The following is a 12397-nucleotide window of genomic DNA, read 5'->3' as shown; positions in this document are numbered from 1 at the left end:
TCCGCCGTGGACTTACTCGACGGCAGCACACTCGTTGACGAAATCTTCGGCCATACGCGTCAGTGCTTCGTCGGTCTTTTTCTCGCCGGCGAGAATCGTTTCGAGCATCCGCTTTACCTTCTTCTCCGGCAAGTAGGCGGCCAGGGCCTTGAGCGTGCCGTAGGTGGCGATTTCGTAGTGCTCGACCTTCTGGGCGGCCAAGATCAATCCGGCATCGCGGACGAAACTGTTCTTCTGCGTGTCGGAAATCATGGCCTCGGCCTCCTGGAGCAAGCCGGCCATCGCCTCGCAACGCTTGGCCTCGGGCTTCTCGCCCATCAACTCGAAGATGGTCTCCAGCTGTGCGATCTGTCCGTCGCCCTCGTTGTAGTGCTTGTCGAAAGCCGCCGTGAGGTTGGGACTCGTGGCTGCCTGGCGCATCTTGCGCAAGCCCTTTTTCAGATGCTTCTCGGCCCAATAAATGTCTTTGAGCTGCTCCACGAAGAAGCGGTGGAACTCGGTCTGACCGGTCGTGCCGGTGTTTTTGGTCGTTTTGGTGTTGTCCGTTTTCATAAGTGGCCTAAAATTAAAACCTATCCGCACTGCGGCAAATTGCATACCACAAATGGCGACCGCAAATGCGGCGAACGGCCGGGGCACTCTATTTGCATAAGGACAAAGCGTTTAAAAATTCATCGTTGCACACTTATGGAAAATCAAACCTACCGCATGCCGCTCATCGGCGACAAAGCCCCGGCATTCGAAGCCGAAACGACCCAGGGCAAAATCCGCTTCCCCGAAGATTTCGAAGGCAAATGGGTGGTGCTGTTCAGCCATCCGTCGGACTTCACACCGATCTGCACCTCGGAATTCGTGCTTTTCGGCGCCATGCAGAAAGAATTCGAAGCCCTGAACTGCCGGCTGGTGGGACTCTCGGTCGGCACAAACCCCAGCCACATAGCCTGGATGAAGTCGATCCACGACAAAATCGAATTCAAGGGACACAAAAACGTCGAACTGAACTTCCCGCTCATCGCCGACATGTCGATGGACGTAGCGCACAAATACGGCATGATCCAACCGGGCGTCTCGACGACGGCCGCCGTGCGCGCCGTCTTCTTCATCGACCCCAAGGCCACGATCCGCGCCGTGATCTACTATCCGATGCAGCTGGGCCGCAACTTCGACGAACTCAAGCGGGTGCTGGTCGGTCTGCAAACCATCGACAAACACCAAGTGGCCCTGCCGGCCGACTGGCACCCGGGCGACGACATCATCGTACCGGCTCCGGCGACCTACAACCAACAGGAGCAGGGAGCACCCGGCATGAAATGCTACGAATGGTATTTCTGCACCAAGCCGCTGCCGATGGAAAAAACCAAGGCAGCCGCCTACGAAGAAGCGTAACCGCTTTTCATACAATTGCCCCGGCCGATCGGCCGGGGCAATTGTACATTTTAAAGAAGCACAAACAGAAAATCGGAGCATTGCAAATCTTGCGACACTCCGATTTCTTGGAGCGGAAAACGGGACTCGAACCCGCGACCCTCAGCTTGGGAAGCTGATGCTCTACCAACTGAGCTACTTCCGCGATTCGAAGAACAAAGATACGCGGAAAATCCGACAAATCAAATTTCGGGAGAAAAAATTTAAGTTCCGCCGAAATTTCGCAACAGCAACCAACGGCATACATGGCAAAGAGAGCTATGTTCCTGCTCGACTTCCCTCTGCCAGCGATTCTCCTGTTTGTTCCGGGGGCCTTTGATCGCCCCGCATGGCCACAAACTCAATCCATCTTCAGCACGGCAAGGAATGCCGACTGGGGCACCTCGACGTTGCCGATCTGACGCATGCGCTTCTTGCCTTTCTTCTGCTTTTCGAGCAGCTTGCGCTTGCGCGAAATGTCGCCGCCATAACATTTGGCCGTCACATCCTTGCGCACGGCCTTGACCGTTTCGCGGGCGATGATCTTGGCGCCGATGGCGGCCTGGATGGCGATGTCGAACTGCTGGCGAGGGATCAGCTCCTTGAGCTTCTCGCACATCTTGCGGCCGAAATCGTAGGCATGGTCAGCATAGATCAACGACGACAGAGCATCGACCGGCTCGCCGTTGAGCAGAATATCTAATTTGACGAGTTTCGAAAGTTGGTAGCCTGTGCGGTGGTAATCGAACGACGCATACCCCTTGGAAAGGCTCTTGAGCTTGTCGTAGAAGTCGAAAACGATCTCCGACAAGGGCATGTCGAAATTGACCTCCACACGATCCTGCGTAATGAAAGTCTGGTTCTTCATCACACCGCGCTTGTCGATGCAAAGTTTGATAACGTTGCCCAGAAACTCCGACTTGGTAATGATCTGGGCCAAGATATAAGGTTCTTCGATCTTGGCAACCTTGGTAATTTCGGGCAGTCCCGACGGGTTGTGCACTTCGAGCGTCTCGCCCTGCGTGGTGGTAATCCGGTAAGAGACATTGGGCACGGTAGTAATGACATCCATGTCGAACTCGCGGTAGAGACGCTCCTGGATGATCTCCATATGGAGCAAGCCGAGGAAGCCGCAACGGAATCCGAAGCCCAGCGCCAACGAACTTTCCGGCTCGAAAGTCAACGACGCATCGTTGAGCTGGAGTTTTTCGAGCGAAGCCCGCAAATCCTCGTACTGATCGGCCTCGACAGGATAGACGCCCGCGAAGACCATCGGCTTCACATCTTCGAAACCGGCGATCGCCTCGTCGGCCGGCCGCGAGACGGAGGTAATCGTATCGCCGACCTTGACGTCGGCCGAAGTCTTGATGCCGGAACAGATATAACCCACGTCGCCGGCCTTGATCTCCTGCCGGGGCTGCATCTTGAGTTTCAGCACGCCGATTTCGTCGGCATCATATTCGCTGCCGGTGTTGAAAAACTTCACATGGTCGCCCTTGCGGATCGTGCCGTTGAAGACACGGTAATAGGCGATGATGCCGCGGAAGGGGTTGAACACCGAGTCGAAGATCAACGCCTGCAACGGCCCGTTCTCGTCGCCCTTAGGCGCGGGAATGCGCTGCACGATGGCTTCGAGCACCTCCTCGACGCCGAGACCCGTTTTACCGGAAGCCAAGAGAATGTCCTCCTCCTTGCAACCGATGAGGTCGATGACCTGATCCTTCACTTCGTCGATCATGGCCGAATCCATATCGATCTTGTTCAACACGGGGATGATCTCCAGATCGTGGCCCACGGCCAAGTAAAGGTTGGAGATCGTCTGCGCCTGAATGCCCTGCGTGGCATCGACCACCAGCAAAGCCCCCTCGCACGAAGCAATGGCCCGCGACACCTCATAAGAGAAATCGACATGGCCCGGAGTGTCGATCAGATTCAAGACATAACGCTGGCCGTCGCGCGCCGCATATTCCATCTGGATGGCGTGGCTCTTGATAGTAATGCCTTTCTCGCGTTCGAGGTCCATGTCGTCGAGCACCTGAGCCTGCATTTCACGCTGGTTCAGGGTATTGGTCTTCTCCAACAAACGGTCGGCCAAGGTGCTTTTACCGTGGTCGATATGGGCTATGATGCAAAAGTTGCGGATGTTTTTCATCGGGTCATAAACGAAAGTGTGCGCAAATATACGAAGATTTTGCAAAAAAGCGGCGACAAACGAACAGCACATGGCAAAACACAAGCTCCGTCAATCGGTTGCGCATTTTTCACAGAAAACCATACAAAAAAAACGTAACTCGGTTGCACTGAAAATAAATTTGGGATTGCCCGCGCCTTGCGCTATCTTTGCCCCGGATTTTCCGATCCGCACGCCCGACGCCCCGACCGCTCTGTTCGGGTGACGACAACGAACAAAAAACTTTCACAAATCATGTGGCTGACTCTTGCGTTCGCCTCGGCGGCTCTGCTCGGACTCTACGACGCCGCCAAAAAGAAAGCGCTCACGGAAAATGCGGTGCTGCCGGTGCTGCTGCTGAACACGTTTTTCTCGACGCTGATTTTTCTGCCGACGATCCTTGCTGCGGAATGCGGATGGAGGTGGTTCGACGGCACCGTGCTGGCCTCGGAGCCGGGCACGTGCAGCGCCCATGCGCTGGTGCTGCTCAAATCGGTCATCGTACTGACGTCGTGGGTGTTCGGCTACTTCGGAATCAAACATCTGCCCATCACGATCGTAGGGCCGATCAACGCCACGCGTCCGGTCATGGTGCTCATAGGCGCCATGCTGGTGTTCAGCGAACGCCTGAACGCCTGCCAATGGATCGGCGTGGGGCTGGCGCTCCTGTCGCTATTCATGCTCAGCCGGTCGAGCCGCCGCGAGGGGGTAGATTTCGCCCACAACATCTGGATCGTATTCGTAGCTTTGTCTGCCGTGACCGGTGCGATAAGCGGGCTGTACGACAAATATATCATGACGCGTCTCGACCCGGTATTCGTGCAGGCCTGGTACAACCTCTACCAATTCGCGATCATGTCCGTGCTGGTGGCGATCTTGTGGTGGCCGCGCCGCCGCACGACAACCCCGTTCCATTGGAGCTGGGCCATACCCTTGATATCCATATTCCTGTCGCTGGCCGACTTCGCCTATCTGATGGCGTTGAGCGACAGCGATGCCATGATTTCGGTGGTGTCGATGATCCGCCGCGGATCGGTGGTGGTGTCGTTCCTCTGCGGGGCCGTGCTGTTCCACGAACGCAACCTGCGGTCGAAAGCGGTCGACCTGGCCTTCATCCTGCTGGGCATGCTCTTTCTGTGGCTCGGATCGCGATAAAACGAAAAACAGCCCCGCAGAAATTACGTGCGGCAGCCCGACGAATCAGAAAAAACCTTTATATTTGCGATAGAAAACCTATTTTGCCTATGAGAAAATAAAATCATTTTCAGAATTTACATTCGTGCTGCCACGCACTAAAAGCGCCAGCACAAACATATAAAAAGCGTTAGCTTTATTTCTTGTCTTTCGAAACTTCGCAACTTTCAAAAGCAGCCAAGAGTAAGGCGTAAACGCTCACGTTCTGCGTGGGCTTTACTCTTTATTTGGCTGCAAGGTATTGCGAAGACCTCGAAAGACAAATAAAAGTTCTGTCCCACGTTTTTTATATACCTTAACAGACAAACGAAAACCGCCGCGGGGACACGGCACGCATCAACCCGAACAATGAAACGCTATTTTATTCTTCTTGGCATGGCCGGCTTGCTGACCTCCTGCGCAACCGTATTCTGCGGCTCCAAGGCCCGCGTAACCTTCGAAAGCGACATTCAGGAAAAAGCCACGCTGACGATCGACGGCCGCAAACACACCAACGTAACATTTCCCTACACCACCAAAATCAAACGCGGATTCGACGAAACGATCGTAAAAGCCGAAGCCCCCTCGTATCAGACGGAGACGATCGTCATCGACAAAAATTTCAATGCCGTGTCGATCATCAACCTATGCGATATACTCGGCTGGGGCATCGACGCCGCGACGGGCGCCATGATGAAGCCCGAATTCAAATTCTACCAGATCGACTTCCAGCCGATCGAAAAACCGGAGACCGAAAAATAGGGCGGACATCCCGACAATTCCTCGATATTTTGCTCCCTTTATAAAGCAAAATATCGAGGAATATTACTATCTTTACCCAAGAAACCCCACCCGCACGACAAAAAGCGGCTCTTAACCCCAAACAAGATGGAACTTTGGCACATTTACATCATCATCGCTCTGATTTTCATAATCATTGAAATCTTTACCAGCGGATTCGCCGTGATCTGTTTCGCTTTCGGCGCAATGGGAAGCGCCATAGCGAGCGCCTGCGATGCGAATGTCAAGATGCAACTTTTGTGGTTTTCCATATGCACCCTGGTGGCATTCGTCGCCATACGCCCCCTGTTGCTGAAATTTTTCTACCACCGAAGCACCGCAGTAAAAACGAATGCCGAAGCACTGATAGGACGTCATGCCATCGTATCCGAAACCATCGACAGCCGCTCCGGAACCGGAAGAGTGGCCATCGACGGCGACGACTGGAAAGCAACTGCCGAAGACAACACCACGATCGTCAAAGGCAGCCGTGTGACGATAACGAAAATCGACAGCATCATACTAACCGTAAAACAAATTTAGATCATGGGAATCCTAATCATCCTGTTTCTATTTGCACTCCTGACAGGCATCTGCGTGCTTATCGGATTCAAAATCATTCCGCAATCCGAAACGAAAATCATCGAACGGCTGGGAAAATACCACAGAACGCTTCCCTCAGGAATCAACATCATCTGGCCCATTCTGGACAAGGCACGGGTCATCCGCGTAAGATATCCGGTAGAAAGCAGCGAATACAATAGCCATGTGGTAATCAAAGAATCCACGAAAATCGACCTGCGCGAACAAGTATACGACTTTCCGAGTCAGAGCGTGATTACCAAAGACAACGTGACGACGACGATCAACGCGCTGCTCTATTTCCAGATCGTCGATCCGGTCAAGGCGGTCTACGAAATCGACAATCTGCCCAATGCCATCGAAAAACTTACCCAAACGACATTGCGTAATGTGATCGGCGAACTGGAGCTGGACGAAACCCTGACTTCGCGCGACACGATCAACTCGAAACTGCGCGCCGTGCTGGACGACGCCACCAACAAATGGGGCGTAAAGGTCAATCGGGTAGAGCTTCAGGACATCACGCCGCCCGAAAGCGTCCGCAATGCCATGGAGCAGCAGATGCAGGCCGAACGGGAACGCCGGGCCAAAGTACTCGAAGCCCGGGGTGCCAAAGAAGCCGCCATTCTGAAATCCGAAGGCGAAAAAGAAGCGCAGATCAACAAGGCGGAAGCCGAAAAGCAGATGCAGATTCTGAAAGCCGAAGGTATCGCCGAAGCCAAAATCGCACAGGCCAAAGCCGAAGCCGAGGCAATTACCCGCATAAGCGCCGCGATCCAAGGCTCGCAAATGGCCCCGGCCAACTACATGCTGGCCGACAAATACATATCGACCTTAAAGGAAATGGTCAGCGGCAAAGACAACAAGACCGTCTACCTGCCATACGACGCATCCTCCGTATTGAGTTCGATCGGATGTATCAAAGACTTATTTAATAAATAAGCCCCAAAAAAGCAGCCCGACGAAAAATCGTCGGGCTGCTTTTTTTTCAATAAGAACGGCTCTTATCTTATCTTCCGGATGATCTCGCCGCCGTGAACGATGGCTTTTTCGTTGTCGGGGAGCATCTTCCATGCACGCTCGGGCAACGACTTCTTCAGTCCGATCATGACGTTCTGCATATCGACAACGGGACACACCTTGAGATAACCGCCCAAAATCATGGTGTTGAACAATTTGGCCTGTCCGAGCCGGGCGCATTCGGCCGTAGCGTCGATGGCGAAAACCGAGATGTCCTCCCGCACGGGATGACGCGTGATGCCGTTGGTATCGTAGATCAACACGCCACCGGGCTTGACCATCGGCTCGAACTTCTCCATCGACTGCTGATTGAGGATGATCGCCGTATCGAATTCATGGGCGATGGGCGATGAAATCTTCCGGTCGGAGAGAATCACGGTAACGTTGGCCGTACCGCCGCGCATCTCGGGGCCGTACGACGGCATCCATGTAACCTCGAAATCCTGCATCACGCCGGAGTAAGCCAGAATCTTGCCCATCGAGAGGACGCCCTGGCCGCCGAAGCCTGCTATAATCAATGTCTCTTTCATAATCGTCTGCGCACTTATTCAACCACTTTGATGTCACCCAGGGGGTAGAAGGGCAACATGTTTTGCTCCAGCCACTCGTTCGAAGCGACGGGCGAGAGCTTCCAACCGCTGTTGCAGGTCGACACGACCTCGACGAGCGAGAAGCCCTTGCCGTCCATGGCCCGCTGGAACGCCTTTTTGATGGCGGCTTTGCACTTGCGCACATTGGCGGGCTTGTGGACGCTCTGACGCGTGATGTAGGTCGCTCCTTCGAGGTGGGCCATCATTTCGGCGATCTTGTAGGGGTAACCGTTCAAACGCGGATCGCGTCCATAGGGCGTGGTGGCGGTCTTCATACCCAGCAGGGTGGTGGGAGCCATCTGACCGCCGGTCATACCATAGATGGCGTTGTTGATATAGATCGCCACGACATTCTCGCCGCGGGCGGCAGCATGGATCGACTCGGCCGTACCGATGGCCGAAAGGTCGCCGTCGCCCTGGTAGGTAAAGACCATCGTGCCTGGCTTGAGACGCTTGACGGCCGTAGCGACGGCCAAAGCTCGCCCGTGGGCAGCCTCGATCCAATCGATGTCGATATAATTGTAGGCGAACACCGAACACCCGACAGGCGAAACGCCCACGGTCTTGTCGGCCAATCCCAACTCGACGATGACCTCGGCGATGAGTTTGTGCACCGTACCGTGGCTGCATCCGGGGCAATAGTGCATGACATTATCGGTAATGAGTTCCGGTTTGGCGTAAACCAGATTCTCCTGCTTGATTTCAACCTCTGCCATGATCCTTACTTTTTAATCAGTTTATCCTTGAGTGCGGCCAAAACCTCGTCGGGGTTGAACATCATGCCGCCCTGACGTCCGTAGTGCTCGACGGGAGCCTTGCCGCCCACGGCCAACCGCACGTCTTCGACCATCTGCCCGGCGTTCAACTCGGCGGAAAGAAAACCTTTCACGCCGCGTGCGGCCAGCTCGGCGATCTGCCGCGTAGGAAAGGGGTAGAGCGTGATGGGACGCAGCAACCCGACCTTCAAACCCTCGGCACGCGCCATCTCGACGGTGGCAGAGCAGATGCGGGCCGAAGAACCGAACGCGACGATCACATAATCGGAATCGTCGCACTCGACGGCCTCGAAACGCACTTCGTTCTCCTCCAGAGTCTTATATTTAGCCTGCAAACGCTGGTTGATGATCTCCATCTTCTCGGACTGCAATTCGAGCGACGTGACGACGTTGCGCTCGCGTCCGGCGGGCTTGCCCATGGCGGCCCAAGCGTCGTACTCGGCCTTCAACTCTTCGTCGGTCTTTCGGGGACGCTGGGGTGCAAGAACGACTTTCTCCATCATCTGCCCGATAGCTCCGTCGGCCAGAATCATGGCAGGGTTGCGGTACTTGAACGCCAGATCGAACGCCTCGGCCACGTGGTCGTGCATCTCCTGCACGGAATTGGGCGCGAAGACGATCAACTTGTAGTCGCCGTGGCCGCCGCCCTTGACAGCCTGGAAATAATCGCCCTGCGAAGGCTGGATGGTGCCCAGACCGGGGCCGCCGCGCTGGCAATTGATGATCAGGCACGGCAACTCGGCGCCAGCCAGATAACTGATCCCCTCGGCCATTAACGAAATGCCGGGGCTGGACGACGACGTCATGACCCGTTTGCCGGTTGCAGCGCCGCCGTAAACCATATTGATGGACGAAATCTCGGATTCGGCCTGCAAAACGACCATGCCGGTGGTCTCCCAAGGCTTCAACTCCATCAAAGTCTCCATCACTTCGGACTGCGGCGTGATGGGGTAGCCGAAGTAACCGTCGCAACCGTAACGGATCGCAGCATGGGCGATCACTTCGTTGCCTTTCATCAACTTGACCTCTTTCTCTGCCATAGTCCTATTCGAATTTTTGACGATAAACCGTAATAACGCTGTCGGGGCAGATTACCGCACACGACGCACACCCCGTACAAGCGTCGGGATCGGCCATGCGGGCCACGGGGTACCCCTTGCTGTTGACTTCGGCCGACAACTCCAAAACCTTGCACGGACACGAAGCCACGCAGACCCCGCAACCCTTGCAACGCTCCAGGTCGACAACGATCGTACCTTTGATTTTAGCCATGCTACCGAAAAATTAGTATTCGGTAACAAATATAAATATTTTTTCCATCATTCCGAATGTTTAGCCGAAAGTTTTTCGTCCCTCAAACAAGCGCCCCGATCGAAAAACAAGATTCTTTGAAACAAAGCATCGAAGACTGCAATAAGAATTTTCTATCATTGCGCCTGAATCTGCTTTTAATCGGTTCGATCGAACATCTTTTCGACAAAACGCCGATAGTCTCTAAAAACGACCGGTTTATAATGCCTTCGAAGAAACCGGCCCAACCTACAATACCTGACGCAGAAAAAGAGAGGAACGAAGTAAAAACTCCGTTCCTCCTCTTTTATTACAGATCAGTTTCGTTTATTTCTCGAAACTATGGATCACGACGCCCGAACGGAGCTTCGGTTCGAACCAAGTAGTCTTCGGCGGCATGATGTTGCCCGTGTCGGCAATGTTGATGAGCTGCTGCATCGAAACGGGGTAGAGGGCAAAAGCCGCCTGCATCTCGCCGCTGTCGACGCGCCGCTTCAACTCGCCCAGACCGCGGATACCGCCCACGAAGTCGATGCGCTTGGAGGTGCGCAAATCCTTGATGTCGAGAATCTTGTCGAGCACAAGGTTAGAAAGCACCGTCACGTCCAACACCCCGATCGGGTCGTTGTCGTCGTAGGTACCCGGCTTGGCCGTGAGGCTATACCATTTGCCATCCAGATACATGGAGAAATTGTGCAGGGCCACAGGGCGGTACTCGTCGGCCCCTTTCTCCTCGACTACGAAGTTTTCGCGAAGTTTGTCGAGCAGTTGGGCGGGCGTGAGTCCGTTGAGATCCTTGACCACACGGTTGTAATCGATGATGCGCAACTGACCGGCCGGGAACGTGACGGCCAGGAAGTAGCAATACTCTTCCTCGCCGCAATGGCCCGGATTATTCGACTTGCACTCGGCACCCACACGGGCGGCGGCGGCGGTGCGATGGTGGCCGTCGGCAACATAGAGCGCCGGAATGCCCTTGAAAATTTCGGTAATGCGGTCGTTGGTCTTGCGGTCGCGAATTACCCACAGCTGATGGCCGAAGCCGTCGGCGGCCGTGAAATCGTACTCGGGAGCGCTCTCCTTGACAACCCCGGCGACGATGGCGTCGATTTCAGCATTGTCGGGATAGGCAAAGAAGACGGGTTCGATGTTGGCCTGCTGGTTGCGGACGTGGATCATGCGATCCTCCTCCTTGTCGGGGCGCGTCAACTCATGCTTCTTGATGGCGCCCGAAAGATAATCCTCGAAGTGGCAGCACATGGCCAGACCGTACTGCGTACGACCTTCCATGGTCTGGGCATAGATGTAATAATATTCTTCGGGGTCTTGCTGCAACCATCCCTGTTCGCGCCAACGGCGGAAATTGTCGACGGCTTTGTCGTAAACCTGCTGCGAATGCTCGTCGGCGATCGGCTCGAAGTCGATTTCGGGCTTGATGATATGCAACAACGACCGCTCCGTGGCCTCGTTCTTAGCTTCGGCGGAATTCAAAACGTCGTAAGGACGCGACGCCACCTCGGCAGCATGCTCCCGGGGAGGACGAACGGCACGGAAAGGTTTGATTCTAACCATAATGTATTCAACTATTTAAAGATTTGTTTCAACAACTACATGCAAATGCCCGAAAAAATCGTTCCCGAACGACCGGCACCTACGCCTTGTTTACCTGGAAACGGGTGTTGCCGTTTTTGAAGAAATCGACGATCTGCCGTGCGGCGGCCAGTCCGGCATTGAGGTTGGCCTCTGCGGTCTCGGCGCCCATCTTCTTGGCGGTAGCGAAGACCCGCTTGCCGAACTTCTCGTCCAACTCGGGCTGGATGGCGGCCGCGATGTCGGTAACATACTTCAAATCCTCGCGCTCGGTCAAGGCACGCATCAATCCCTCCTCGTCGATCACTTCCTTGCGGGCGGTATTTACCAACGTAGCCCCTTTGGGCATCGACATCAACAGATCATAACCGATCGAACCCTTGGTCTGGGGCGTCGCAGGAATGTGGAGCGACAAAAAGTCGGAAACCTTGTAAAGCTCCTCGACGGAACCGACCTGCTCCACGCCGTCGGCCTTGAAAACCTCCGGATCGGTAATGAACGGATCGAACGCTGCAACCCGCATGCCGAGCGCCTTGCCCTTGCGGCCGACCAGACGGCCGACGTTGCCGTAGGCATGGATGCCGAGGGTCTTGCCCTGGATTTCCGATCCGGTGCCGGGCGTGAAACGGTTGCGGGCCATGAAGATCATCATCGCCACGGCCAATTCAGCCACGGCATTGGAATTCTGCCCGGGAGTATTCATCACGACGATACCGCGGGCCGATGCGGCGGCCAAATCGACGTTGTCGTAACCGGCACCGGCACGAACCACGATCTTGAGGTTCTTCGCTGCGTCGATCACTTCAGCGGTAACCTTGTCGCTGCGCACGATCAATGCGTCGGCATCGGCCACGGCGGTCAGCAGTTCGGCCTTGTCGGTGTATTTTTCGAGCAGGGCGAGTTCATAGCCCGCATCCTCGACGATTCCGCGAATTCCCTCGACGGCCTTTTTGGCAAAGGGCTTTTCGGTGGCAACCAATATTTTCATGGTGTGTTTCAATGTTGTGGTTTCCTGTAATTCG

General features: G+C 54.9%; 13 protein-coding genes and 1 tRNA gene. 5 read left to right on the top strand and 9 right to left on the bottom strand.

Annotated elements, in window-relative coordinates; all coding sequences use genetic code 11:
- Nucleotides 1–12: 12 nt before the first annotated feature.
- Entirely contained in the window at nt 13–552 is a 540-nt protein-coding gene (locus QZ298_RS00190) for a ferritin-like domain-containing protein (RefSeq protein ID WP_296004484.1), read from the bottom strand.
- 135 nt (nt 553–687) lie between these two features.
- Between QZ298_RS00190 and QZ298_RS00185 the strand changes: the two genes are divergently transcribed.
- A complete protein-coding gene (locus QZ298_RS00185) occupies nt 688–1386 on the top strand; it encodes a peroxiredoxin (RefSeq protein WP_296004483.1) in 699 nt (232 codons plus the stop codon).
- Between the two features lie 108 nt (nt 1387–1494).
- On the opposite strand, the gene QZ298_RS00180 is transcribed toward QZ298_RS00185, so the two are convergent.
- Together QZ298_RS00180 and lepA are read right to left on the bottom strand one after the other, a co-directional pair.
- Nucleotides 1495–1570 (bottom strand) — tRNA-Gly (locus tag QZ298_RS00180).
- A gap of 195 nt (nt 1571–1765) precedes the next feature.
- Nucleotides 1766–3556 (bottom strand): translation elongation factor 4, encoded by a 1791-nt coding sequence (gene lepA, locus QZ298_RS00175; RefSeq protein ID WP_296004481.1) that lies wholly within the window; start codon nt 3554–3556, stop codon nt 1766–1768.
- Nucleotides 3557–3829: 273 nt separating this feature from the next.
- Here lepA and QZ298_RS00170 point away from each other — a divergent pair, with 273 nt between their 5' ends.
- The 4 genes from QZ298_RS00170 (at nt 3830) to QZ298_RS00155 (ending at nt 7051) form a co-directional block, all read left to right on the top strand.
- A complete protein-coding gene (locus QZ298_RS00170) occupies nt 3830–4729 on the top strand; it encodes a DMT family transporter (protein ID WP_296004479.1) in 900 nt (299 codons plus the stop codon).
- A 387-nt stretch (nt 4730–5116) separates the two neighbouring features.
- On the top strand, nt 5117–5509 hold the full coding sequence (locus tag QZ298_RS00165; protein ID WP_296004477.1) for a hypothetical protein: 393 nt from the start codon (nt 5117–5119) through the stop codon (nt 5507–5509).
- A gap of 126 nt (nt 5510–5635) precedes the next feature.
- Nucleotides 5636–6070, top strand: coding sequence for an NfeD family protein (locus QZ298_RS00160; RefSeq protein WP_296004475.1), 435 nt, complete (start codon nt 5636–5638; stop codon nt 6068–6070).
- A 3-nt stretch (nt 6071–6073) separates the two neighbouring features.
- Complete coding sequence (locus tag QZ298_RS00155) at nt 6074–7051, top strand: SPFH domain-containing protein (protein WP_296004473.1); 978 nt, start codon at nt 6074–6076, stop codon at nt 7049–7051.
- A gap of 62 nt (nt 7052–7113) precedes the next feature.
- Here the strand turns inward: QZ298_RS00155 and QZ298_RS00150 are convergent, their stop codons facing one another.
- The 6 genes from QZ298_RS00150 to QZ298_RS00125 all read right to left on the bottom strand — a co-directional run bounded on the left by QZ298_RS00150 (nt 7114) and on the right by QZ298_RS00125 (nt 12363).
- On the bottom strand, nt 7114–7659 hold the full coding sequence (locus QZ298_RS00150; protein WP_296004471.1) for a 2-oxoacid:acceptor oxidoreductase family protein: 546 nt from the start codon (nt 7657–7659) through the stop codon (nt 7114–7116).
- Between the two features lie 14 nt (nt 7660–7673).
- Nucleotides 7674–8435, bottom strand: a complete 762-nt coding sequence (locus tag QZ298_RS00145; RefSeq protein ID WP_296004469.1) for a thiamine pyrophosphate-dependent enzyme — start codon at nt 8433–8435, stop codon at nt 7674–7676.
- 5 nt (nt 8436–8440) lie between these two features.
- Complete coding sequence (locus QZ298_RS00140) at nt 8441–9535, bottom strand: 3-methyl-2-oxobutanoate dehydrogenase subunit VorB (protein ID WP_296004468.1); 1095 nt, start codon at nt 9533–9535, stop codon at nt 8441–8443.
- Between the two features lie 4 nt (nt 9536–9539).
- The gene (locus QZ298_RS00135; RefSeq protein ID WP_296004464.1) at nt 9540–9767 is read right to left on the bottom strand and encodes a ferredoxin family protein; all 228 of its coding nucleotides are present in this window, start codon (nt 9765–9767) and stop codon (nt 9540–9542) included.
- Nucleotides 9768–10112: 345 nt separating this feature from the next.
- On the bottom strand, nt 10113–11357 hold the full coding sequence (locus QZ298_RS00130) for a DUF1015 domain-containing protein (protein WP_296004462.1): 1245 nt from the start codon (nt 11355–11357) through the stop codon (nt 10113–10115).
- Between the two features lie 79 nt (nt 11358–11436).
- On the bottom strand, nt 11437–12363 hold the full coding sequence (locus QZ298_RS00125) for a 3-phosphoglycerate dehydrogenase (RefSeq protein WP_296005121.1): 927 nt from the start codon (nt 12361–12363) through the stop codon (nt 11437–11439).
- Between the last annotated feature and the right edge of the window lie 34 nt (nt 12364–12397).

The organism is uncultured Alistipes sp., assembly GCF_910580175.1.
Lineage (GTDB): Bacteria > Bacteroidota > Bacteroidia > Bacteroidales > Rikenellaceae > Alistipes.
Note: the sequence above shows the minus strand (reverse complement) of the source record. Positions and strands in the feature narration are given on the sequence as shown.